At 74.8% G+C, this 23,336-nt stretch carries 16 protein-coding genes; 9 read left to right on the top strand and 7 right to left on the bottom strand.

Annotation, left to right across the window (positions count from 1 at the left end):
- Nucleotides 1-264: 264 nt before the first annotated feature.
- On the bottom strand, nt 265-531 hold the full coding sequence (locus ABZ923_RS12640) for an alpha/beta hydrolase fold domain-containing protein (RefSeq protein WP_361470232.1): 267 nt from the start codon (nt 529-531) through the stop codon (nt 265-267).
- A gap of 559 nt (nt 532-1,090) precedes the next feature.
- Here ABZ923_RS12640 and ABZ923_RS12635 point away from each other — a divergent pair.
- Entirely contained in the window at nt 1,091-2,056 is a 966-nt protein-coding gene (locus ABZ923_RS12635) for a helix-turn-helix domain-containing protein (protein WP_361470253.1), read from the top strand.
- 19 nt (nt 2,057-2,075) lie between these two features.
- On the opposite strand, the gene ABZ923_RS12630 is transcribed toward ABZ923_RS12635, so the two are convergent.
- The 4 genes from ABZ923_RS12630 to ABZ923_RS12615 all read right to left on the bottom strand — a co-directional run bounded on the left by ABZ923_RS12630 (nt 2,076) and on the right by ABZ923_RS12615 (nt 8,577).
- Nucleotides 2,076-4,349 (bottom strand): tetratricopeptide repeat protein, encoded by a 2,274-nt coding sequence (locus ABZ923_RS12630; protein WP_361470231.1) that lies wholly within the window; start codon nt 4,347-4,349, stop codon nt 2,076-2,078.
- A 107-nt stretch (nt 4,350-4,456) separates the two neighbouring features.
- Nucleotides 4,457-5,332, bottom strand: coding sequence for a universal stress protein (locus ABZ923_RS12625; protein ID WP_361470229.1), 876 nt, complete (start codon nt 5,330-5,332; stop codon nt 4,457-4,459).
- Between the two features lie 235 nt (nt 5,333-5,567).
- Nucleotides 5,568-7,310: a GAF domain-containing protein gene (locus ABZ923_RS12620; RefSeq protein ID WP_361470227.1), complete on the bottom strand. Its 1,743-nt coding sequence runs from the start codon at nt 7,308-7,310 to the stop codon at nt 5,568-5,570.
- Between the two features lie 574 nt (nt 7,311-7,884).
- Nucleotides 7,885-8,577, bottom strand: a complete 693-nt coding sequence (locus ABZ923_RS12615) for a response regulator transcription factor (protein ID WP_361470225.1) — start codon at nt 8,575-8,577, stop codon at nt 7,885-7,887.
- A 187-nt stretch (nt 8,578-8,764) separates the two neighbouring features.
- Between ABZ923_RS12615 and ABZ923_RS12610 the strand changes: the two genes are divergently transcribed.
- Both ABZ923_RS12610 and ABZ923_RS12605 read left to right on the top strand, forming a co-directional pair.
- On the top strand, nt 8,765-10,132 hold the full coding sequence (locus ABZ923_RS12610) for an alkaline phosphatase PhoX (protein ID WP_361470223.1): 1,368 nt from the start codon (nt 8,765-8,767) through the stop codon (nt 10,130-10,132).
- A gap of 91 nt (nt 10,133-10,223) precedes the next feature.
- Nucleotides 10,224-10,895, top strand: coding sequence for a precorrin-8X methylmutase (locus ABZ923_RS12605; RefSeq protein WP_361470221.1), 672 nt, complete (start codon nt 10,224-10,226; stop codon nt 10,893-10,895).
- Nucleotides 10,896-10,916: 21 nt separating this feature from the next.
- Here ABZ923_RS12605 and ABZ923_RS12600 read toward each other — a convergent pair whose 3' ends face one another.
- Nucleotides 10,917-11,660 (bottom strand): cobalt-precorrin-6A reductase, encoded by a 744-nt coding sequence (locus ABZ923_RS12600; RefSeq protein WP_361470220.1) that lies wholly within the window; start codon nt 11,658-11,660, stop codon nt 10,917-10,919.
- Between the two features lie 235 nt (nt 11,661-11,895).
- Nucleotides 11,896-12,531: a TetR family transcriptional regulator gene (locus tag ABZ923_RS12595; protein WP_361470219.1), complete on the bottom strand. Its 636-nt coding sequence runs from the start codon at nt 12,529-12,531 to the stop codon at nt 11,896-11,898.
- Between the two features lie 159 nt (nt 12,532-12,690).
- On the opposite strand from ABZ923_RS12595, the gene ABZ923_RS12590 reads away from it, so the two are divergent.
- The 6 genes from ABZ923_RS12590 (at nt 12,691) to ABZ923_RS12565 (ending at nt 23,326) form a co-directional block, all read left to right on the top strand.
- Nucleotides 12,691-13,809 (top strand): VOC family protein, encoded by a 1,119-nt coding sequence (locus ABZ923_RS12590; RefSeq protein WP_361470217.1) that lies wholly within the window; start codon nt 12,691-12,693, stop codon nt 13,807-13,809.
- Nucleotides 13,810-13,832: 23 nt separating this feature from the next.
- Complete coding sequence (locus ABZ923_RS12585) at nt 13,833-14,786, top strand: fumarylacetoacetate hydrolase family protein (RefSeq protein ID WP_361470215.1); 954 nt, start codon at nt 13,833-13,835, stop codon at nt 14,784-14,786.
- Complete coding sequence (locus ABZ923_RS12580) at nt 14,783-16,420, top strand: bifunctional 3-(3-hydroxy-phenyl)propionate/3-hydroxycinnamic acid hydroxylase (RefSeq protein ID WP_361470213.1); 1,638 nt, start codon at nt 14,783-14,785, stop codon at nt 16,418-16,420. Before ABZ923_RS12585 ends, ABZ923_RS12580 begins: the two co-directional genes overlap by 4 nt.
- Nucleotides 16,421-16,467: 47 nt before the next feature.
- The gene (locus ABZ923_RS12575) at nt 16,468-17,856 is read left to right on the top strand and encodes a hypothetical protein (protein WP_361470212.1); all 1,389 of its coding nucleotides are present in this window, start codon (nt 16,468-16,470) and stop codon (nt 17,854-17,856) included.
- A gap of 251 nt (nt 17,857-18,107) precedes the next feature.
- On the top strand, nt 18,108-22,307 hold the full coding sequence (locus ABZ923_RS12570) for a bifunctional nitrate reductase/sulfite reductase flavoprotein subunit alpha (RefSeq protein ID WP_361470210.1): 4,200 nt from the start codon (nt 18,108-18,110) through the stop codon (nt 22,305-22,307).
- A gap of 62 nt (nt 22,308-22,369) precedes the next feature.
- Nucleotides 22,370-23,326, top strand: coding sequence for an alpha/beta hydrolase (locus tag ABZ923_RS12565; RefSeq protein WP_361470209.1), 957 nt, complete (start codon nt 22,370-22,372; stop codon nt 23,324-23,326).
- Nucleotides 23,327-23,336: the final 10 nt, after the last annotated feature.

Here is a 23,336-nt window from a genome sequence, read left to right as displayed (position 1 = left end):
CTGGCTCCTGAGGTGCTCGTCGGTTCGTCAGGCGCCGGGGACCGCGGCGACGGCCGGGCGGTCGGAGCGGGGCATGGGGGATCTCCCTCGTCGGTGGGGTCGGGTCGGCCGCCGCCCGGTGGCGCGCGGGCGGGTGCCGGGGGCCTGAGGGCGTCCGGTCCGGGGCGCCGTGCCGAGGGGGGAACCACCGGCATGCACGAGACCCTACGGCGGGCGGTCAGGTGTGGCTTGACTGTGTGTGCACCGGCTGTGGCCTGTCCGCGCTCACCGGCCGCAGGCCCGTCCCCGTGCGCCGTATCGTCGGACCGCGACGGCCGGGTACCTGACTTGCGCCCGCTCGACGGCCGCCGGGTAGCGGACGTCGTCCGGGACGTCGTACTCCGGGACGACCACGGCGGCGTCCGCTCCGAGGACGAGGTCCGTCACCAGGTGGCGGTGCGCGTACGCGTCGGTCAGCATCCAGCCCAGCCCGTGCAGGTACAGCACGACCGGCAGGGCTTCGTCGCTGCCGGCGGGGCGCAGGACGCGCACCCGGATCCGGCCGCCGTCGTGCCCCGGCAGCGCCAGCCACTCGGGGAGGGCACGCCCAGCAGCAGGTGCGGTTCGGTGGTGTCGTCGGCGGAGCGGACCAGGGACCGCCCCGCTCCCCGGTAGGTGCGCATCCGCAGGAGCCGAGGGTGCGCCCGCCCGCATGGGGTACGGGGATCGGCCGGCGTCGCTGCCGGTCGCGGTGGGCGGGCGCATCAGGTTCACGGGTCCCCCTGGTCGAAGCGGTGGTGCGGGCGCCGGGACGGTCCGGCGGTGGACGTCCGCCGAGGGAGCCCACGACGTCGGCGTGGGCCGCTCGGGGAGCGGTGGGGAGAGTGTCCGGCGTTCCGTGCGGACGGGGGCACGAGCCGTGCAGGGTGAGGCACCGCGCCGTGCGTTCCGCGGGTGGAAGCGCGCGTCCGCCGCGCCGCGGCGGCACCTCTCCCGGCTGTTTCTGCCTGTCTTCTTCCTGGTCGTCCGCAGGGGCCCGCTGCTTGGCTGGTGCGGGCGGGGCCGCGAGCAGGGCCCCGCCGACCGCATGCCGAGGGAGAGCAAGTTGAGCGTGGTGCTGTCGACCGACGCGGTGCCGGACCAGGACAAGGCCGCCTACTGGAGCGACGCGCTGGGCCGGGCGCTGGTGCCGGTCGCCGTCACCCCGCGGGCCGGCAGGCCGTTCGACGGCAGGATCGTCACCGACCGTCTCGGCTACCTCCGGATCGCCCGCGTGGAGGCCGACGCCAAGCGGGTCACCCGCACCCCGGCCCTGATCGGGCGGTCGCCCGAGGACCTCGTGGCGGTCGGGCTCCAGCTGGCGGGCACGGCCACCTTCGTGCAGGACGGCCGGCGCGCCGAACTGGGCAGGGGCGACCTGGTGCTCTACGACACGGCCCGGCCCTTCTCCGTCAGCTATCCGGAGCGGTTCGCCACCCACGTCTTCCAGGTGCCGCGCCCCGTGCTGGGCGTCTCCGACAGCGACATCAGGCTGGTCACCGGTACCGCCATCGGTACGGGCCGCGGCTTCGGCGCGGTGCTGCGGCCGTTCCTCGCGACGCTGGCCGCCTCGGCCCCCTCCTACGCGCCGGAGGTCGGGCAGCGGCTCGCGGGCCACGTCGTGGACCTGTTCGCCACGCTGATCGCCGACCAGGCCCACCGGGAGCCGGACGGCAGCCGCGACCACCTGGTCCGGAGCGTGCGCGCCCACATCGACCGGCACCTCGGCGAGGCGTCCCTGTCACCGGAGTCCATCGCCCGGGCGCACCACATGTCCGTCCGCTACCTGCACCGGCTCTTCGAGGGCGAGGACCTCACCGTCAGCCGTCTCATCCAGCAGCGGCGGCTGGAGGCGTGCGGCCGTGAACTGGCCCGGCGCGGGCGCGTGACCCCGACCGTCTCGGCGGTGGCCCGGCGCTGGGGGTTCGTCAATCCGGCCCACTTCAGCCGGGCGTTCCGCGCCGCCTACGGGGTCTCCCCGCGGGAGTGGCGCACCCGGCACCTGGAGCAGGGCACGGGCGGGCGGGCGCACGGCTGACGCCGAGGCGGCGCGCGGGTCAGCCGGTGTCCAGGCGGGCGAGCCGGGCACGGGCCCCGGCGACCCGTTCCGCGTCCGCGTCGGGGCCGAGCGCGACGCACCGCGCGAACACCTCGCGGGCCTCGGCGGTACGGCCGGCGCGCAGGAGGACGTCGCCGAGCGAGAGCAGATAGCGGCTCTCCAGGGCGACGTTGCCGTCCGTCCGGGACAGCTCGACCGAGGTGCGCAGGTGTTCCACCGCTTCGTCCCAGCGGCCCATGCCGCCGTAACCGGCGCCCAGGCCCGCCAGCGCGTTGGCCCGGGTGAAGGCGGCGATGTGCGGTTCGACGCGGTCGCCGGCCTCGTCCAGCCGGGCCAGGATCTGCCGGTAGACCTCGATCGACTCCTCGTGGTGCCCGGTTCTGCGCAGCTCCATGGCGCGTGACATCAGGGCCTGGAGCATGCCGTGCAGGTCTCCGGCGGCCTGGAACAGCGTGACGGCTTCGGCGGTGTGCTCGGCGGCCCGGCCGTGCTCCCCGAGCAGGCGGTGGGCCCAGGAGGCGTACTGGTGCGCCCACGCCTGCTGCGCGGTGTCACCGGCCCGCCGGGCCGCGGCGAGCGCACGGGCGGAGTACCGGAAGCTGTCCTGTGGCCTGCCCTCGCACAGGATGAGGGCCCAGGCGTAGTAGTTGAGCTGGGTCGCTTCGAGCAGCGGGTCGCCGAGGGCCTCGGCGGACCGGGCGGCGGTGCCGAAGACCTCGGGCCAGTGCCCCCAGAAGATCCACTGGTCGGAGAACCAGTGCAGGGCCTCGGCCACCTCGACGACGGTGGCGTGGTCGCCGTCCGCCGCGGCGGCGTGCAGGGCCGCCAGCCAGTTGGCGGACTCGGCCTGGAGCCAGTCGCGGGCCTTGTCCGCGCTGGAGAGGTCGACCGTGCCCCGCCAGGACGGGGGCGGGGCGCCGTGGTCGGGTTCGTACCACCGGCCGGCCACGACGGCCGTCTCCAGCAGCCAGCGGAACACCGACCGGCGGGCCCGTTCGATGTCCGCCGCCTCCTCCTCGGCGGTGAGGCGGTCGCGGCCGTACAGGCACAGCAGGTCGTGCAGCCGGTAGCGGTCGTCGGCGGTGTCGAGCAGGCCGGCCTCGACCAGTTCCTCCAGGGTGTCCTCGGTGTCGTAGAGGTCCTGGCCGGTGAGCCGGGCGGCGCAGGCGGCGCCCACGTCCGGCCCGGGGACCAGGGACAGGCGGCGGAACATGCGGGCGGCGGGGGGCGTCAGCTGCCGGTAGGAGAGGTCGAAGGCGCTCGCCACCCGGACGTCGCCGGCGGACAGCGTCTCCAGCCGCCGTTCCTCGTGCGCCAGCCGGTCCGCGAGCCGGCGCACACTCCAACCGGTGCGGGTGGCCAGCCAGTTGCCCGCGATCCTGAGGGCCAGCGGCAGGTGGGCGCAGAGCCGGGCGACCTCCTCCAGGGCCTCCGGTTCGGCGGCGGCCCGGTCGGTGCCGACGAGTGAGGCCAGGAAGGCGGCCGACTCGGCGGGGTCGAGCCGGCCGAGCGGCAGCCGGTGCACGGCGTCCAGTCCGGTGAGCATACGGCGGCTGGTGACCAGGACCAGCGTCCCGCCAGCGCCCGGCAGCAGCGGACGGACCTGCGTCTCGTCGCGGGCGTCGTCCAGCACCAGCAGGCAGCGGCGGTCGGCCAGGACCTGCCGGTAGAGGGCGGGGTGGGCCTGTGATCCCGCCTGTGCCAGGTCCCGGTCGGGCACACCGGCGGCCTTGAGCACGCGGACCATCAGCTCGTGCGGTGCGGGCGGGCTGTCGTCGGTCCCCCTGAGGTCGAGCAGGAGCTGGCCGTCCGGGAAGCGGTCGGCGAGCCGGCGGGCGGCGCGCAGCGCGAGGGTGGTCTTGCCGGTGCCGGGTGCGCCGTGGATGGCGACGACGACGGGCTGGGCCTGCGGGGCGGCGCCGTCGCCCGTCCCCGGTCGCGCGAGTTCCTCCAGGCGGGTCAGCTCGTCGGCGCGGCCGACGAAGTCGTCGATGCCGCGCGGGAAGGAGCGGACGCCGACGGGGCTGTAACCGGGGGTGCGTCCGGCGCGGGCGGCGGCGAGCAGCCGTTCCCGTTCGGCGTGGGCGACTCCGAGTCCGTCCGCGAGCGCGGCCACCGTGCGCCGCTGGGGTGCGGCCCGCCGGCCGCGCTCCAGGTCGCCGATGCCGCGCACGCTGACCCCGGACGCTTCCGCCAGTGCCTCCATGGTCAGCGACTTCGCCAGCCGCATCTCCCGTAGCAACGACCCGAACGCCGCCCCTGGTGCGGACACGCCCATCCCCTCCCCCTGTGATTGAACATTCTAATACTGGGGATGGGGTCGCGATCACGATCCGCCGCGGGGGCCGCGGCCAGGGGCACCGGTCACGCGTCGCCCGCTCACCTCTGCGGCACGAGCGCCACCGGGCACAGGGAGTGGTGCAGCAGAGTGTGCGCCACCCGGCCGAGCCGGTGCCCGGGACGGCCGTGCCGGGGGCGGGCGCCGACGACGACCAGGTCGGCGGCGGCCGAGCGGTCCACGAGCACCTTCCGGGCGTGGCCCTCCAGCGTCGTGCGGTCCACCCGGACCCGCGGATGGTCCGCGGTCGCCTCCTCCAGCAGGGTGTCCAGCAGCTCGGCCGCCTCCCGCTCGTGCCGGTGGGCGGAGTCCCTGCCGAGCAACGGACCACCGGCGCTCTCGCGGGCGGAGCGGTGCCAGGCCCGTACGGCATCGAGGACGCAGCCGCGTGCCTCGGCCTCCTGGAAGGCGAAGCGCACGGCGTCGCCGGCGGTGTCCGGTTCCCCGGCGCCGAGCAGGACGCGCCGGTGGGTGCCGGCCAGACCGGCCCGGTCCCCGCGGACGACGACGACCGGGCAGCGGGCGCGGGCGGCCACGGCCAGGCCGACCGAGCCGGGCAGCAGCTCCTTCACCACGCCCCGGCCGCGCGCTCCGGTCACCACGGCGAAGGCATTGTCGCCTTCGCTCAGCAGAGCGGCCACCGCCTCCTGCGGGACGATCTCGGTGGCCGTCCTGACCTTCGGGGACCGCTGCCGGGCCCGGGCCGCCGCCGAGGCGACGACCTGCTCGGCCAGCACCTGCTCCGAGAGGGGTTCCTCGCTGCCCGACGGCGCGGCGCCCTCGAAGCGCTCCCAGAGACAGGCGTACACCAGCCGCAGCGGCAGACCGCGGCGGGCCGCCTCGTCCACCGCCCAGTCGACCGCCGTCAGACTGGACTCGGATCCGTCCACTCCCACGACCAGGGGCAGTTCCGTCATCGGGCTCACCGCCTTTCGCCGGGCCGCCGTGCCTGCGGCACAGGCCCTCGATGCCACCGTGACACGCCCCGGCGCCGGGCACGAACAGGCCGCTCCGCCCGGCTCGCCGGGACCGGTGGCGACCGGCGGGCGGGCCCGGGCTCACGACGCCTTACCGGGGCGACGGCCCGGCTGCCGTACGGCGCCTGGTCCTCGGCCGCAGTACGGCGCCCAGTCCTCGGCTGCAGTACGGCGCCTAGTCCTCGGCCGCCGTCGTCCCGTGCAGTGGCGCGTGCCAGACCAGCCGGGTGCCCCCGTCGTCCGGCCGGCCCAGGTCCAGGCCGCCGCCGAGACCGCGCGCCCGTTCCGCCAGGTTGCGCAGACCGCTGCGGCGGCCCTCGGGCGGGATGCCGACGCCGTCGTCAGTGACGGTGAGCCGCACCTCGGTCCCGTCGGTCTCCAGCACCACGGCGGCGCGGCGGGCACGGGCGTGCCGGGCGATGTTGGTGAGGGACTCGGACAGGACGGCCACGACGTGGTCGGCGGTCTCCCGCGGCACACGGGTGTCGAGCAGGCCCTCCATCCGGAGGCTGGGCGCGAAGCCCAGCACCGGCGTGGCCTCGCCGGCCACCCGCACCGCGCGGGCCCGCAGCCCGGGCGCCCGGTCGCCGTCCGGGGCGCGCAGCCCGAAGATCGTCGACCTGATGATCTTGATGGTCTCGTCGAGGTCGTCCACGGCCCGCCGCACCCGCTCCGCGGCCTGCGGGTGCTCGATGAACCGGCCCGCGCTCTGCAGGGTCATGCCGGTGGCGAACAGCCGCTGGATGGCCAGGTCGTGCAGGTCGCGGGCGATGCGGTCGCGGTCCTCCAGCAGGGCGATCTGCTCGGCGTCCCGGCGGCGCTCCGCGAGTTCCATGGCGACGGCGGCCTGCGTGGCGAACCCCTTCAGCAGCTCCGTCTCGGTCCCGGAGAAGTCGCTCGCACCCGTCTCCCGCGCCAGCAGGACCACGCCCCGGACGCGCTCCCGCCGGCCGATCGGTACGGCGACGGCCGGGCCCAGTCCGGTGAACCTCGGCGGTCCCGCCGTGACCCGGTCGTCACGCGAGACGTCCGGGCTGCTCACCGGCGCGCCGTGGGCGAAGGCCTGTCCGGTGAGGCTGCCCTCGACGGGCAGCACCAGCCCGCGGTGCGCCTCCGCCTCCCGGCCGATGGCCAGCTCCACCGCGAGGGTGCCGGTGTCCTGCACGGGGGTGGCCACCGTGGCGAGGGCCGCGCCGGTGATGTCCCGTGCCCGTTCGGCGATCAGCCCCAGCACCTCGTGCTGGCCGGTGCCGGACATCAGGCTCCTGCCGATCTCCGCGCTCGCCTCCAGCCAGCGCCCCCGCAGCCTGGACTCCTCGTACAGGCGGGCGTTGTCGATCGCCACGCCCGCCGCCACGGCCAGCGTGGACAGCACCGACTCGTCGTCCTCGTCGAACTGCAGCCCGCCCCGCTTCTCGGTCAGGTAGAGGTTGCCGAAGACCTGGTCGCGCACCCGGATGGGCACGCCGAGGAAGCTGTTCATCGGCGGATGGTCGGCCGGGAAGCCGTACGACGCCGCGTGCTCGGAGATCTTGGCCAGCCGTAACGGCGCCGGGTGGCGGATGAGTTCGCCGAGGATGCCGCGTCCCTCCGGGTGGCGGCCTATGCGGGCGATCCGCGCCGCGTCGACGCCGGCCGTGACGAAGGCCGAGAGCCGCTCGCCGTCCGAGCCGATCACGCCGAGCGCAGCGTACTCGGCGTCGACCAGGGCCGCCGCGGCCTCCACGATGCCGCGCAGCACCTGCTCCAGGTCCAGTTCGCGGCCGACGGAGAGCACCGCCTCCAGCAGGCTGTGCACCCTGTTCTGGGTGCCGCGGGCCGCCTCCAGGCGGGCCTGTAACTCGTCCAGCAGCTCGTCGAGCCGGAACTGCGGCAGCCGCACGGCCCGCACCTCGCCCACGTCCTCGGAGCCTCCCACTGCCGTTCCTCCAGCCCCGTCCCCGCGTACGGCCGTCCCCGCCGGGGTTCACCGTATCGGGCCCCGGCGCGGGCGGACGACACGGGATCGCGCCGCACCCGGACGCCGACCGGACCCCTCGGGCAGGGCCGTTCGGCCCTGCTCCCGCCCGGCCCTGCTCCCGCCGGGGTGCCGACACGGACGAGGGTCCGGTGCCGGGGTGCCGGCCCGGACGAGGGCCCGGTGCCGGGGTCAGCGAGGTCCACGCGCCCGGTCGGCTTCCGCCTCGACGCGGGCCGCTCCGTGGTGCCGCGGACCTCGGCGACCGCGGAGCCGGTGCCCGCGGCCGGCGGTGCCGTGGCCGTCTCCGGGGCGGACGAGTACGACGCGGTGGCCCGCCCGGGCCGGAGTGTGGCCGGGACCGGCCGGGCCGCCCTCCTGGCGGATCCCGCCGAGCGGCGACGCCTCGCGCGGTGCGGATCCGGGCCCCGGCGGCCGGCCGGGGGCGGGCGGGGGGTCCCTCGCATCGCGCCGGAGCTGGGCACCCCCGCCACCGCTGCCGGCCGACCGGCGTCCGAGAGGAGGGGCCGGGCGCTCAGTGGCCGTCGGCGCGCAGGTGGTCCCGGGCCCGGGTGGCGATGACGGCGGCCTGGACGCGGCGTTCGACACCGAGCTTGGCGAGCAACCGGGAGATGTGGTTCTTCACCGTCTTCTCGGCCAGGTACAGCCGCCCGCCGATCTGGCGGTTGGTCAGACCCTCGCCGATGAGGGCCAGGATCTCCCGCTCCCGCTCGGTCAGGCCGGGCAGGACGCCCGGCTCGGTCTCCGGCTCCCGACCGGCGCGCAGCCTGGCCATGAGCCGGGCGGTGGCGCTCGGATCGAGCAAGGACTGCCCGCGGGCCACCGTGCGCACGGCCGAGACCAGGTCCGCGCCCTGGATCTGCTTGAGGACGTACCCGGAGGCGCCCGCCATGATCGAGTCGAGCAGGGCCTCCTCGTCGTCGAACGAGGTCAGCATGAGGCAGGCCAGCCCGGGCAGGTGCGAGCGCAGTTCCCGGCAGGCGGTCACGCCGTCGCCGTCCGGCAGCCGGACGTCCAGCACCGCGACGTCCGGGCGCAGGGCGGGGACGCGCACCAGCGCCTGTCCGACGGTGGCCGCCTCGCCGGTCACCGTGATGTCCGGCTCGTCGTCCAGCAGGTCGCGCACCCCGCGCCGTACCACCTCGTGGTCGTCGAGGAGGAAGACCCGGACCGGCCGGCCGGGTCCGGCCTGCTCGTGCTGCACCATCGCCGCTCCTTGTGACGTGTTCGGTCCCGTCCGACGATCCTGCTCCCCAACTGGCCCCAGGACCAGGGCCGATCGGCCCTCCTCCGCGCGAAGTGACACGGTTACGCGCATGGTTCCCGCGGCCCGCACCAGGTGATAGACACAGCTGGTCACAGTTCCTGTCCGCCAGCAGGAAGGTTGCTGCCGCATGTCTGCAACACGCCGTCAGGTCCTGGCCAACGCGAGCGCCCTGGGAGCGGGCATCGCCTTCACCGGGGCCCTGTCCGAGCTCTTCGCGGGCACCGCCGCCGCGCAGAACCTGGGCCACACCGGTTACGGCCCGCTCGCCTCCGACCCGAACGGGCTGCTCGATCTGCCGAAAGGTTTCCGCTACACCGTGCTCTCCCGCGAGGGCGACCAGCTCCGTTCGGGCGAGGGCCGCGTCCCCTCCAACCACGACGGCATGGCCGCGTTCGGCGGCCGAGGGGGCCGTACGCACCTCGTCCGCAACCACGAGAACCGGGTCACCGCGCGGATCCCGGTACCGACCGTGAGCGGTCTCACCTACGACCCGGCGGGCAAGGGCGGCTGTACGGCCCTGACGCTCGACGCGGACCACCGCGTGCTGTCCGAGCGGGTCGCCATCGCCGGTACGGCGGTCAACTGCGCGGGCGGCCGCACTCCTTGGGGCACCTGGCTGACCTGCGAGGAGACCGAGGACCGGGCCGGCACCAACGGCTACACCAAGGACCACGGCTTCATCTTCGAGGTCCACCCCACCGACCCGCACCGCACCGGCGCGGTCCCGCTGACCGCGATGGGCCGCTTCCAGCACGAGGCGATCGCGGTCGACCCGCGCAACGGCACCGTCTACGAGACGGAGGACGCCTTCCTGCAGCCGTTCGGCCTCTTCTACCGCTTCCTGCCCGCCAAGCCGCTGGGCGGGGTCGGTTCGCTCCGCGCGGGCGGCCGGCTCCAGGCGATGCGAGTGCCCGGCGTACCGGACCTCTCCACCATCCAGGAGACCGGAGCGCGCTTCGACGGCATCGAGTGGGTGGACGTACCCGACCCGCTGGCCGTCTCCACCCCGACCCGGTTGCAGGACTACGGCCGCGGCGGCATCACCCACGCGCAGAAGCTGGAGGGCTGCTACTGGGGCGGCAGCTGTGTGTACTTCGTCTCCTCCTTCGCCCGCAGCGCGGACGGCTCCGCGGCCGACCACTACGGCCAGATCTGGCGCTACGACCCGAAGCGCCGCCGGCTGACCCTCGTCGTCGTGTTCGGCCCGGACACCGACGTCCAGCTGCCCGGCGAGTCCCCGGACAACATCTGCCTCGCGCCCAGCGGCGGCCTGATGGTGTGCGAGGACGGCAACGGCGCCCAGCACGTGTTCGGCGTGACCCGCGCGGGCGAGGTGTACGCGATGGCCCGGGGCCGCCAGAACATCGGGACGCCGGAGCAGCCCGAGTGGGGCGAGTTCGCCGGGGTCACCTTCTCCCCCGACGGCCGGACGATGTTCGTCAACTGCTACACGCCCGGCACGACGTTCGCGGTGACCGGCCCCTGGCGCAGGTGACCACCGCTCGCCGACGGTCCCCGGGGTTCCTCGGCGCTGCCTCCGGCGGGCCGGTGGGTATGCTCACCGCCGTGCCGCCGGCGATCACCTCATGCGCCGCAAGACGACCGAGAGCAGCGAGAAGAGCACCGTGACCACCCACGTCTACGAGAAGGACGGCGCGGCCATCTACCGCCAGTCGTTCGCCACCATCCGTGCCGAAGCCGACCTCGCGGGCCTGCCCGCCGACGTCGGCCAGGTCGCGGTGCGCATGATCCACGCCTGCGGGATGGTCGACCTCGTGCGGGACCTGGCCTACACCCCGGGGGTGGTGGCCCGCGCCCGTGCGGCCCTGCGCGCCGGGGCACCGGTCCTCTGCGACGTCCAGATGGTGGCCAGCGGTGTGACCCGCAGGCGGCTGCCGGCCGGCAACGACGTGCTCTGCACGCTGTCCGACCCGGCCGTCGCGGAGCTGGCCGCCCGGCTGGGCACCACGCGCAGCGCCGCGGCCGTGGAGCTGTGGCGGGACCGGCTGGAGGGCGCGGTGGTCGCCATCGGCAACGCGCCCACCGCGCTGTTCCACCTCCTGGAGATGATCGAGGCGGGCGGGCCCCGGCCCGCCGCCGTCATCGGTGTCCCGGTCGGATTCGTCGGCGCCGCCGAGTCCAAGGACGCCCTGGCCGCGCACCCGTCCGGGCTGGAGCACCTGGTGGTCCGCGGCCGTCGCGGCGGCAGCGCCATCGCCGCCGCCGCGGTCAACGCGATCGCGAGCGAGGAGGAGTGACGGCACGGGCGGCGGTACCGGTCAGGGTGTGAGGCGTTCGCCGACCCAGCGGGCCGCGCTCTCCGGGTCGGGTACGACGGGCACGCCCCCGGGAACCGGTGGCCTGCGCACCACGACGACGGGCAGCCCGGCCTCCCGGGCGGCCGTCAGCTTCGGCGCGGTGGCCGCCCCGCCGCTGTCCTTCGTGACGACGACGTCGATGCGGTGGCGCCGCAGCAGTTCGCGCTCCCCGTCGAGGGTGAAGGGGCCGCGGTCCAGCAGCACCTCCATGCGGGCCGGGTGCGGCGGCTCGGGGGCGTCCACGGACCGGACGAGGAACCACAGGGCGTCCAGGTCCGCGAAGGCCGCCAGGCCCATGCGCCCGGTGGTGAGGAACACGCGCCGGCCGAGTGCGGGCAGGATCCGCGCGGCCTCCTCCAGCGAGTCCGCCTCGTGCCACCGGTCGCCCGGGACGGGGACCCAGCCGGGCCGGCGCAGGGCGAGCAGGGGGACGCGGGCGGCGGCAGCGGCCCGTGCCGCGTGGAAGCTGATCGTCCCGGCGAAGGGGTGGGTGGCGTCGACGACCGCGTCGACCGTGTGCTCGCGCAGCCACGCCGTCAGCCCCTCCGCCCCGCCGAAGCCGCCGACGCGCGTCCCGCCCGGGAGCGCCCGGGGACCGGCGACCCGTCCGGCCAGCGAACTGGTCAGCCTCAGCCCGGGCGTGCCGTCGAGCAGTTCGGCAAGCCGACGGGCCTCCGTGGTGCCGCCGAGGATGAGTACGTGCATGGGGGTCCGGGTCCGTTCGTGAGGAGCAGCGGGGGCGGGCCGGGGGAAGGCGAGGCGGTCACCTTCCGTCCGGGCTCACCTTCGTTCGGGCTCACCTTCGTTCGGGCTCACCTTCGTTCGAGCTCACCTGCCGTGCGGGCTCAGCGGGCGTCCGGGCGAGACGGCCCTGTCGGCGGTCGAGGCCGTGGCGACGGAACCGCGGGCCGGGACCGCCGGCACGGCGTGCGGTCCCTTGTCAGGCGAGGTCGGGCAGGGGGCGCCGGGCGACGTCGCGGGCGTCCTCGGGCGGGACGCCCAGCATGCGCAGCAGCATCTCCGCCAGGTTCGAGGCGGCCTCGTCGCCGTCGCGTCCGGGCTCGGCGAACCGCAGCTCCACCAGCGCCAGCAGCGAGCCGCCCAGCGCGGTCACCGCGACGGCCGGATCGGTGACGGTGAAGCGGCCGGAGGCGATGCCGGCCTGAAGATCACGCAGGGCACGTGATCCCAGGCCCGAGTCGGAGTGGATGTGGCCGAGGCCGCGGTGGCGCAGGACCTGCATCAGCTCGGGCCGGGCCTCGGCCAGGCGCGCGCTCAGCCGGAAGCCGGCCGCGACGAGCTCCGCCGGGTCGTCGACGCCGTCCAGGTGCTCGTCGAAGGTCCGGCCCAGCTCTTCGAGGGCGTCGCGGACCGCGGCGTCGAACAGCTCCGTCTTGGACTCGAAGTGGTTGTAGAAGGAGCCGAAGCCGACGTCCGCGCGCTCCGCGATGGCCTGGATGCTGGCGCTGGTGTCCCCGGTCTCGGCGAGGATCTGCCGGGCCGCGCGGACGAGCGCCTGACGGGTCTCGGCGCGGCGCCGTTCGAATCGGTTGCGGGGCGGGGCTGACGTCGGCATACGCGCGAGTCTAGCAACGGGACCCTCGATGCCACAGTTCTGATGAAATGCTCAGTACACACTCTGATGATTTCATCAGTTTTCTCGCTGGCGGCTATTGACGAGCATAAACTCAGAGCTGATGATTTCCTCATCAAGGCAATTCGCTTGGAGGACGTCATGTCCCAGACCGCCCATCAGGGCCTCCACAGTGAGCGGGGCGCCCTGCGCGGCGAGCACCCCGGCCGCTCCCGCAACCCCGTGATCAAGGTGGCGGACCTGGCCTGGCTGGAGTTCGAGAAGCCCGACCTGGACCGGGCGGAGATCTTCGCCCGGGACTTCGGGTTCGGTGTCGCCGCCCGCACGGAGCAGGAGCTGTGGCTGCGCGGCACCTTCGCGGGCTCCCCCTGCACGGTGATCCGGCGCGGCCGGACCTCCCGCTTCGTCGGCCCGGCGTTCCGCGCGGCGGAGCGGGCCGACCTGGACCGGCTGGCCCGGGCCACGGGCACGGCCGTCCGGGACGCGGACGTGCCGGGCGGCGGCCGGGCGGTCGGTCTGCTGGACCCCTCGGGCTTCCCCGTGCGGGTCGTGCACTGCGGCGAGGAGCTGCCGGCGCTGCCCGAGCAGCAGCCGCTGCCGTTCAACTCCGGTACGCGGCACCGTCGTACGAACGCCCCGCAGCGGCCGCCGCGGGAACCGTCCCGCATCCAGCGGCTGGGCCATGTGGTCCTGGAGACCCGGGTGTTCGCCCGGGCCCTGGACTGGTACCTGGACACGCTCGGGATGATCGTGTCCGACTTCCTGTTCCTGGACGGCCGGCGCGACCGCGGCCCGACCATGGCGTTCGTCCGCTGCGACCGCGGCAGCGTGCCGGCCGACCACCACACGCTGGCCATGCACCTGGGCCCGGGCAACGGCTATGTGCACTCCGCCTACCAGGTCACCGACCTGGACTCGATCGCCGCCGGTGGCGAGTACCTCAAGGAACGTGGCTACAAGCGGAGTTGGGGCATCGGCCGGCACATCCAGGGCAGCCAGCTCTTCGACTACTGGCGCGACCCCGACCACTTCATGCTGGAGCACTTCACCGACGGCGACCTGTTCTCCTCGGACGTCGAGCCCGGCTGGGCACCCATGTCGACCAGCGGCCTGGCCCAGTGGGGCCCGCCGGCCACCCGCGACTTCCTCGGCGCGAGCCCCTCACCGCGGCGCGTCCGCGAGGTCGTCCAGGCCCTGCGCGGCGACAACGAGCTTGACCCGGCGCGGCTGCTGGGCCTGCTGAAGGCCGCGAACTCCTGACCCCCTCGAAAAAAGGCACTCCCATGAGCACCAACGTCCTGCGCACGTCCGACGGCTGGTGGGCCGTCCGCGGCGACCGCGCCGTACCCGTCGGCACCGAGGCCGTCACCACCGCCGAGCTGATCGCCGACCGTGCCGCCGTCCGCGCGGCGGCCCGCTCCGGCGACCCGGGCACGCCCGTCGCCGGCCTGGTGGCCCTCTCCCCGGTCACCACGCCCTGCCGCGTGGTCGCCCAGATGGTCAACTACCGCAGCCACGCCCGCGATTCGGGCTTCACCGGCGACATCCCGCCCGCCTTCTTCCGCAAGGCGTCCGGGTCGGTCAGCGGACCGCACGAGACCATCGTCCGGCCGCCGCACGTGAGGTTCCTCGACTACGAGATCGAACTCGGCCTGGTCGTGGGCGCACCGCTGCCCGTCGGCACCGTCGTCGAGGAGCGCGACCTGCCGTCGTACGTCGCCGGGCTGGTGATCACCAATGACGTGAGCGCGCGGGACGTCCAGTTGACCAAGACTCAGTTCTACGAGAGCAAGTCGTACCCGACCTTCACGCCGACCGGCCCGTACCTGTCCCTGCTGGAGCCGGCGGACTTCGCCCACCTGCTCGACCTGCGGCTGAGGTTGTCGGTCAACGGCGAGCCGCGCCAGGACCGCACCCTCGCCGACATGATCGTACGTCCCGCGCAGGCGCTCACCCTGCTGGCCCGGTTCCAGACCCTCGGCCCCGGCGACCTGCTGCTCACCGGCACCCCGGGCGGCACCGCCCTCAAGGCCCCGCCGAAGGCCGTCGAGAAGATCGGCGCGCTGCTGCCGCCGGCGGTCAGGTGGAAGGCGTTCTTCAGGAGCCAGGCGGGCAATCCGCGCTACCTGCGCCAGGGCGATGTGGTGACCGCGGCCATCGCCACCCCCGACGGCCGGATCGACCTGGGCGAGCAGCGCACGCCCGTGGCCGGCGCACACCGGGAGAGCCGCACATGACCGCCGAGCACGACGCGGCGGACGTACCCGTGGTGATCGTCGGAGCCGGACCCGTGGGCGTGACCGCCGCCCTCCTCCTCGCCCGGCGCGGTGTGAGGTCCGTCCTCCTCGAACGCCACCACGGCGTCTACCCCCTGCCGCGCGCCGTCGCCACCGACGACGAGGTGCGCCGCATCCTCCAGGCCGCGGGAGTCGGGGAGGAGTTCGCCGCGATCGCCCGCCCCGCGCGCGGGCTGCGGCTGCTGGACGCCCGGCACCGGGTGATGGCCGAGTTCCCGCGCGCCGCGCAGGGAGCCCACGGGTACCCGGAGACCAGCATGTTCGACCAGCCGGGGCTGGAGCGGGTGCTGCGCGCCGCGCTGTCCGGCGCCCCCGGGTGCGAGCTGCGCGGCGGGGTGGAGGTCGTCGGTGTCGAGCAGGACGACACCGGTCCGGTCCGCGTGGCCTACCGCGACGACACGGGTGAGCACCTGCTGCGGGCGGACGCCGTCCTCGGCTGCGACGGTGCCAACAGCCTCACCCGGGACGCCGTCGGCGCCGGGTGGGAGGACCTGCGCTTCGAGGAGCGCTGGACGGTCCTCGACGTGCGCACCGGCCTGCCGGTGCGCTGCTGGGAGGGCGTCGAGCAGATCTGCGATCCGCGCCGGCCGGCGACGTTCATGCGCGTCGGCGAGGACCGCTACCGCTGGGAGTTCCGCCTCCCGGACGACGCCGAGCCGGACCCGGAGCGGCTGCGGGAGCTGGTGGCGCCCTGGGTGGACCTCGCGCCCGGCGCCGACTTCGAGGTGCTGCGGCAGGCGCAGTACACCTTCCGCGCGCGTGTCGCCGACCGCTGGCGCCGGGGCCGGGTCTTCCTCCTCGGCGACGCGGCCCACCTCACCCCGCCGTTCGTCGGGCAGGGGCTGTGCGCGGGCCTGCGGGACGCCTACAACCTCACCTGGAAGCTCGCCCGTGTCCTCGGACAGGGCGCGCCGGAAGGGCTGTTGGACACGTACGAGAGCGAGCGCAGGCCGCACGCCCGGCACATGATCCGGCTCGCGGTCACCATGGGCCGGGCCATGACCGGCGGCCAGGACGCTGCCGCCGCCCTGCGGCGCGGCGTGCTGGGCGCGGCGGTCCGCATCCCCGGGCTGAACACGGCGGTCGTCCGCGACCTCAGTCCGGCCCTGACCGCGGGGCCGCTCGTGCGCCGGCGCCCCGGCGGGGCCGGCCGTGGTCTCGCGGGCCGGTACTGCCCGCAGCCGTGGGTGACCGCCGACGGCCGCCGCGACCGCCTCGACGACGTGCTCGGCGACGGCTTCGCCCTGCTCACGGCCGTACCGCCGGCCCCCTCCGTGCGGGCGGTCGCCGACGGCCTCGGCGCCCGGACCGTCCACGTGACCGGCCTCGGGGACGACGGCCGGCTCGCCGCCTGGCTGCGCGAGGGGCGCGCGGACGCCGTGCTGCTGCGGCCGGACCGCGTGGTGCTGGACGTGGTGCCGTGCGGCGGCAGCGCGTTCCCGGATACGGCCGGCTGGGCGTCGCTGCTGCACACCACACCCACTCCCCTCCCCCGCCGACGGACCGCCGACGAACGCCTGCCGAGGAGCGCTCGATCTACTGGCACTTCCGTCCGCCCCCTGCCAGGGGCATGACGAAGGCCGAGGTGAGGGGCGGCCCGCTCCGGCTTACCGTCGAAACGATGGAGGTACACGCGCAGTGCGGCTCGGGAGCGACCCTGCACGACCTGTGGCACCGGCTGCCGGGCGGGGCCCGCTCGGAGCTGCTGCGCCGGAGCGCCGAGGCCGACTGGTGGATCCCCGACGCGCTGCCGAGCCACTGGGAGGCGCTGCGCCCGCTGGTGTTCTCCGCGGCGGCCTACCACCGGTTCGGCGCGCTGGCGGCAGGCGTGCTGCGGTGTGCCCTGCTCGCCTGCCGGCGCCGGGCCGGGACCGCCGGCGAGCTGTACCGGGCCCTGCACGACCACCGCGACCTGCGGCTCCTCGACCCGTCGCAGCGGCTGACCGCCGCCGCCCTGCTGCGCATGGCCCGTCCCGACGCGCTGCTGGTCGGCGGTACGCCGTGGTTCGTCGAGCTGAACATCGGCCCCAACATCTACGGCGTCCCGGGCCTGGAGCAGCGGAGCGCGGCGTTCGCCCGCGGCTGGCCGGACGGCGTCCTCGCCGAGCCGCCCTCGACCCTGCGGGCCCGGGCGGACTGCCTGGCCGGAGCCGTACCGGCGGGCGGCGGCGGGCGGCACCGGACGCTCGTCCCCACCTGGCGGGCGACCTCGGGCATCGCGGCGAAACTGGACGACACCCGCGCCCTGCGCCGCTATCTGCGGCCGGCCGCGGCGGCCGCCCGGGCGGCGGGACTCGACGTGTGCGTCGCGGACCTGTCCGAGGTGCGCGGCGGCGCCGGCGGGCTGTGGGTCGGCGACGACCGCATCGACGTGGTCTTCAACCAGTTCGTCAGTCCGGTGCTGGCGGACGGCGGATCCGTCGGCGTACTGCGTGCCGCGGTCCTGGCCGGCAGCGTGCGGCTGTTCGTCCCGGAGGCCTCGTGCCTGCCGAGCGCCAAGCAGGTGCTGGCCTGGATGCACGAGGACCTCGACCTGTACGAGCCCGCGGACCGGGAGCTGATCCTCGCGCACGTGCCGTGGACGGCGTGGCTGGGCCCCGAGCAGCGCCCCGAGCTGCGGCGGAGCGTCCTGGCGTACGCCGTGCGGGAGCGGTCCGGCCTCGTCGTCAAACCCTCGTGCGGCCGTGGCGGCGCCGGCTTCGTCGCCGGGCACCGGGTCCCGGCCCGGGACTGGCTCGACCTGCTGACGCAGCGGTCGCGCGAGCACACGCTCGTCCTCCAGCGCCGGCTCGTGCCCGACCGCACCCGGATGCACTTCCGCAACCGCTGGGGCGCCCGGACGGTGGCCCCTGTGCCGTTCGTCGTCTCCCCGTTCCTGCTGAACGGCCGCATCGCGGGCGCCTACGTCCGCCACCCCGGCCCCGAGGCGGACCCCGCCGTCGCGCCCGTGAACACCGCGGCGGAAGGCGTCTCCAACACCGTGCTCCTGCTCCCGGACACGGGGCCGTGAGGCCTCGGAAGGCGAGGACCGGACGCGTGCTGCGAGGGGAGGGATCCTTCCCCCCTCGACCGCGGTGACCGGCACCGACGGCGCCCTTCCCGTCTCACACGGCGTCGCCGCGGCATGTGCGCGGGGCGTAACCGCGCGCGCCGCCGCGGTGTGACGGTCCGGTAATTCGATCTTCCTACGGTGCTTGTCCTGGGGGCCGCCGCCAACCGCGGGCCGGCCCGGAACGGTACACGCACGGCGGTGGGGGTTCGGTGGCGGCTGGTTCGAAGGACGGCGGTGTCCGCACGGTCTGCTCGTACTGCGGTGTCGGCTGCGGGATCGTCCTCGACATCGCCCGGGATCCCGCCGACGGCAGGCGGACCGCGGCCAGGGCCTCCGGTGACAAGGCGCACCCCGCGAACGCCGGCCGCCTGTGCACCAAGGGCGCCACGAGCGCGGACCTGATGGCCGCGCCCGGACGGCTGGCCAAGGCCCTGGTGCGTGCCGAGCGCGAGGCCCAGCCGGCCGAGACGGACGTGGACGCGGCCGTCACGGCGGTCGCCGGGCGGCTGCGGGCCATCCTGGACGAGCACGGGCCGGACGCGCTGTCCTTCTACGTCTCCGGGCAGATGTCCCTGGAGGCGCAGTACCTGGCGAACAAGCTGGCCAAGGGCTTCGTGCGCACCAACCAGATCGAGTCGAACTCCCGGCTGTGCATGGCCAGCGCCGGTACCGGCTACAAGCTGTCGCTGGGCGCGGACGGCCCGCCCGGCTCGTACCAGGACTTCGACCACGCGGACGTCTTCTTCGTCATCGGCGCCAACATGGCCGACTGCCACCCGATCCTCTTCCTCCGCCTGATGGACCGCGTGAGGTCGGCGGGCGCCAAGCTGATCGTCGTCGACCCGCGCCGCACCGCCACCGCCGACCGGGCCGACCTCTTCCTGCAGATCAGGCCCGGCACCGACCTCGCCCTGCTGAACGGCCTGCTGCACCTGCTGGTCGCCAACGGCCACACCGACGAGGAGTTCATCGCCGAGTTCACCGAGGGCTGGGAGGAGATGCCCGGCTTCCTCGCCGACTACCCGCCCGAGAGGGTCGCGGAGATCACCGGCATCCCGGAGGCCGACATCCGGCAGGCCGCGCGGTGGATCGGCGAGGCCGGTGAGTGGATGAGCTGCTGGACCATGGGCCTGAACCAGTCCACGCACGGCACCTGGAACACCAACGCCCTGGTCGACCTGCACCTGGCCACCGGCGCCCTCTGCCGCCCGGGCTCCGGACCGTTCTCGCTGACCGGCCAGCCCAACGCCATGGGCGGCCGGGAGATGGGCTACATGGGCCCCGGCCTGCCCGGCCAGCGCTCGGTCCTGGTCGACGCCGACCGCGCCTTCGTGGAGGACCTGTGGGACATCCCCGAGGGCACCCTGCGGACCGAGGTCGGGCGCGGCACGGTCGAGATGTTCGAGCGGATGGCCGCCGGCGACATCAAGGCGTGCTGGATCATCTGCACCAACCCGGTCGCCTCGGTCGCCAACCGCAGGACCGTCATCGCCGGCTTGGAGGCCGCCGAACTCGTCGTCACCCAGGACGTGTTCGCCGAGACCGAGACCAACGCGTACGCCGATGTCGTGCTGCCCGCGACGCTGTGGGCGGAGTCCGACGGCGTGATGGTCAACTCCGAGCGGAACCTCACCCTCGTCCAGGGGGTCCTCGACCCGCCGGGTCAGGCGCTGCCCGACTGGCAGCTGATCGCCCGGGTGGCCTGCGCGATGGGCTTCGCCGACGGCTTCACCTACACCTGTGCCGAGGAGGTCTTCGAGGAGCTCAAGCGGGCCTGGAACCCCGCGACCGGCTGGGACCTGCGCGGCGTCACCTACGACCGGCTGCGCGCCACCCCCGTGCAGTGGCCGGCGCCGGACACCGACGGCCCGGACCGCAACCCGATCCGCTACCTCAACGACGGCGTCAGCCAGACCCTCCTGGAACGCGAGGACGGCACCCGGCCCCGCCTGGCCTTCCCGACCGCGAGCGGACGCGCCCGGTTCTTCGCCCGCCCGCACCTGCCGCCCGCCGAACTCCCCGACGACGACTACCCGTTCGTCCTCAACACCGGCCGCCTCCAGCACCAGTGGCACACGCTGACCAAGACCGGGAAGGTCGCCAAGCTCGGCAAGCTCGCTCCCGGCCCGTTCGTGGAGGTCCACCCCGAGGACGCCCGGGCGCTGGGCGTGGCCGAGGGCGACCACCTGGAGGTCGCCTCCCGCCGCGGACGCGCCGTACTGCCCGCCGTGGTCACCGACCGCGTCCAGCCGGGCACCTGCTTCGCGCCGTTCCACTGGAACGACCTGTTCGGCGAGTACCTGAGCGTCAACGCCGTCACCAGCGACGCCGTCGACCCGCTCTCCTTCCAGCCCGAGCTGAAGGTCTGCGCCGTCGCCCTCGCGAGGACGGCCGCCCCCGTCCCGGCGGGCCGCCCCGACGCCCGGCCGGAGCCCGTGCCCGCGGCGGCCACCGCGCCGGGCTCCCCCGTCCACGCGCTCGCCGCGGTCTTCGGCATCACCGACCTCGCCCCGTCGCCCCTGGCGGAGCCGGAACGCCGCTACCTCTCCGGCTTCCTGTCCGGCCTCGCCGCGACTCCGTCCGACGGGCGCGTCCCGGTGCTGCCGCCCGGCGCTCCGTTCGCGCCGGACCGCGCCCTGTGGGTCGACGGCGTCCTCGCCGGCATGTTCTCCCGCGCCGCCACGGAGGCGCCCGGCCCGGTGCCCGCGCGGACGGCGGCGCCGGCCGCCGGAACGGCCGTACCCGCCCGGCGTCTGCTGGTCCTGTGGGCTTCGCAGACCGGCACCGCCGAGGAGTTCGCCGCGCAGGCCGCCGCCCGCCTCGCCGCGTCGGACCGGGCCCCCGAGCTGCTGCCCATGGCCGACGCGACCCCGGCCCACCTGGCCACGGACGCCGACGTCCTCCTCGTGACCAGCACCTTCGGCGACGGTGACGCCCCCGACAACGGGGCCGGCTTCTGGCAGGCCCTGTCCGAGCCGGACGCACCTCGTCTGGAGGGCATCCGGTACGCGGTCCTCGCCTTCGGCGACTCCGCCTACGACGACTTCTGCGGCCACGGACGCCGGCTGGACGAGCGTCTCGCGGCACTCGGCGCCACCCGTCTCGTCCCCCGCACCGACTGCGAACCCGACTTCGAGGAGACGGCCGAGCGGTGGCTCGGCGAAGTGGTCACCGCCCTGGCCGGCGCCGACGGCCGGCAGCCGGTGCCCACGCGCCCGGGCGGGACGCCCGCGGCCGAGGCCGCCGTCGCCCCGGCCGCCGCGCCACGGCTCGCCGCGCCGCCGGCCCGCTACACCAAGGCGTCACCGTTCGCCACCCTGCTCATCGGCAACAGACTGCTGAGCCTGCCCGGTTCCGGGAAGGAGGTACGGCAGTTCGCCTTCGACACCCGCGGCGGCGAACTCGCCTACGACGCCGGTGACGCACTCGGTGTGTGGCCGGCCAACGGCGCCGGGCTGGTCGCCGAATGGCTCGCGCTCACCGGTCTCGACCCCGGCGAACCGGTGGACCTCGGCGACGGCACGCCCCTGCCGCTCGGAGAGGCGCTGCGCACCCGCCTGGACATCGCCCGCATCACCACCGACCTGCTCAGGTTCGTGACCGAGCGCACCGGCAGCCACGACCTCAAGCGGCTGCTGCGCCCGGACAACAAGGACGCGCTCGCGCAGTGGAGCTGGGGGAAGCAGGCCGCCGACGTCGTCGCCGCGTACCCCGTCCGGGCCTCCGCCGCGGACTGGGCGGGCGTGCTCAAGCGCCTCCAGCCCCGGCTGTACTCCATCTCCTCCAGCCCGCTCGCGCACCCCGGCGAGGTCCGCCTCACCGTCTCGGTCGTCCGCTACACCAACGACCTAGGCCGGGACCGCAAGGGCGTGTGCTCCACCTACCTCGCCGACTGCGCCGACGACGGCCCGGTCCAGGTCTTCGTGCAGCGCGCACCGCACTTCCGCCTGCCCGCCGACCCCGCCACCCCCATGATCATGGTCGGCCCCGGAACCGGCGTGGCCCCGTTCATCGGCTTCCTCGAAGACCGCCTGGCCCGCGGCCACACCGGCCCGAACTGGCTCTTCTTCGGCGAACAGCGCCAGGCCACCGACTTCTACCACCGCGAGGAGCTGGAGGCGTACCGGGGGTCCGGCCACCTCGACCGGCTCGACCTCGCCTTCTCCCGCGACCAGCGCAACAAGATCTACGTCCAGGACCGGATGCGCGAGCACGGCCCGCGCCTGTGGCAGTGGCTCCGTGACGGCGCCCACTTCTACGTCTGCGGCGACGCGGGGCGCATGGCCAAGGACGTCGACCGGGCGCTCCGGGACATCGTCGTCCACCACGGCGGCATGGACGCCGACGAGGCCGCCGCGTACGTCCGGCGCCTGGCCGCGGACAAGCGCTACGTCCGGGACGTGTACTGACGGCGCGACGGGCCCGGGGACGGTACCGCCCTCCGAAGATCACCGCGCGTACGCTCGTGCACATGGTGGAACACCGCACGGTCGACGTGAACGGCATCCGGCTGCACATCGCCGAACAGGGCAGCGGCCCCCTGGTGGTGCTGCTGCACGGCTTCCCCGAGTCCTGGCACTCCTGGCAGCACCAGTTCGGCCCGCTGGCCGACGCCGGCTTCCGCGTGGTCGCCCCCGACCAGCGCGGCTACGGCCGGAGCGACCATCCCGCGAACGTCGACGCGTACACCATCCTCCACCTGGTCGGCGACGTCGTCGGACTGATCCACGCCCTCGGCGAGGAGAAGGCGTACGTCGTCGGGCACGACTGGGGCGCGCCGGTCGCCTGGCACACCGCGCTGCTGCGCCCGGACGTGGTGCTCGGGGTGGCCGGCCTGAGCGTGCCGCCGCCCTTCCGCGGGACCCAGCCGCCGCTGACGGCCATGGCCGAGAGGTTCGACGGCCGCTTCTACTGGAACCACTTCAGCCGTCCCGGCGTCGCCGACGCCGAGTTCGCCGAGGACCCGCGCACCACTCTGCGGAAGATCTTCTACTGGGGTTCCGGAGACTCACCCGACGCCGGCTCGGGCAAGCAGCCGCTGGTCGACCCGGAGCGCGGCTGGCTCGCGACCATGCCGGACCCGGAGGTGCTGCCGGACTGGTTCACCGAGGAGGACCTCGACACGCTCACCGAGAGCTTCTCCGAGGGCTTCACCGGGGCGCTCAACTGGTACCGCAACCTCGACCGCAACTGGGAACTGACCGCTGCCTGGGACGGAGCCGTCGTCACCCCGCCCGCCCTGTACGTCTACGGCGACCGCGACGTCGTCCCCGCCTTCCCCGGCACCCCCGAACGCATCGCGAAACTCCCCGATCTGATGCCCAACCTGCGGCGCGCCCCCCTGAAGCTGACGGGCTGCGGACACTGGACACAGCAGGAACGCCCCCGCGAGGTCAACGAGGCACTCATCGACTTCCTGCGCGCCTAGCCACGCGGCC

Source organism: Streptomyces sp. NPDC046881 (assembly GCF_040645015.1).
In the GTDB taxonomy this organism is placed as follows: domain Bacteria; phylum Actinomycetota; class Actinomycetes; order Streptomycetales; family Streptomycetaceae; genus Streptomyces.
Note: the sequence above shows the minus strand (reverse complement) of the source record. Positions and strands in the feature narration are given on the sequence as shown.

What these genes read in the sequence shown, in the direction of transcription:
- ABZ923_RS12625 (WP_361470229.1), bottom strand. Translation starts at nt 5,332, where the DNA reads ATGACGGAACTGCCCCTGGTCGTGGGAGTGGACGGATCCGAGTCCAGT.
- ABZ923_RS12615 (WP_361470225.1), bottom strand. Translation starts at nt 8,577, where the DNA reads ATGGTGCAGCACGAGCAGGCCGGACCCGGCCGGCCGGTCCGGGTCTTC.
- ABZ923_RS12610 (WP_361470223.1), top strand. Translation starts at nt 8,765, where the DNA reads ATGTCTGCAACACGCCGTCAGGTCCTGGCCAACGCGAGCGCCCTGGGA.
- ABZ923_RS12605 (WP_361470221.1), top strand. Translation starts at nt 10,224, where the DNA reads ATGCGCCGCAAGACGACCGAGAGCAGCGAGAAGAGCACCGTGACCACC.
- ABZ923_RS12600 (WP_361470220.1), bottom strand. Translation starts at nt 11,660, where the DNA reads ATGCACGTACTCATCCTCGGCGGCACCACGGAGGCCCGTCGGCTTGCC.
- ABZ923_RS12595 (WP_361470219.1), bottom strand. Translation starts at nt 12,531, where the DNA reads ATGCCGACGTCAGCCCCGCCCCGCAACCGATTCGAACGGCGCCGCGCC.
- ABZ923_RS12590 (WP_361470217.1), top strand. Translation starts at nt 12,691, where the DNA reads ATGTCCCAGACCGCCCATCAGGGCCTCCACAGTGAGCGGGGCGCCCTG.
- ABZ923_RS12585 (WP_361470215.1), top strand. Translation starts at nt 13,833, where the DNA reads ATGAGCACCAACGTCCTGCGCACGTCCGACGGCTGGTGGGCCGTCCGC.
- ABZ923_RS12580 (WP_361470213.1), top strand. Translation starts at nt 14,783, where the DNA reads ATGACCGCCGAGCACGACGCGGCGGACGTACCCGTGGTGATCGTCGGA.
- ABZ923_RS12575 (WP_361470212.1), top strand. Translation starts at nt 16,468, where the DNA reads ATGGAGGTACACGCGCAGTGCGGCTCGGGAGCGACCCTGCACGACCTG.
- ABZ923_RS12565 (WP_361470209.1), top strand. Translation starts at nt 22,370, where the DNA reads ATGGTGGAACACCGCACGGTCGACGTGAACGGCATCCGGCTGCACATC.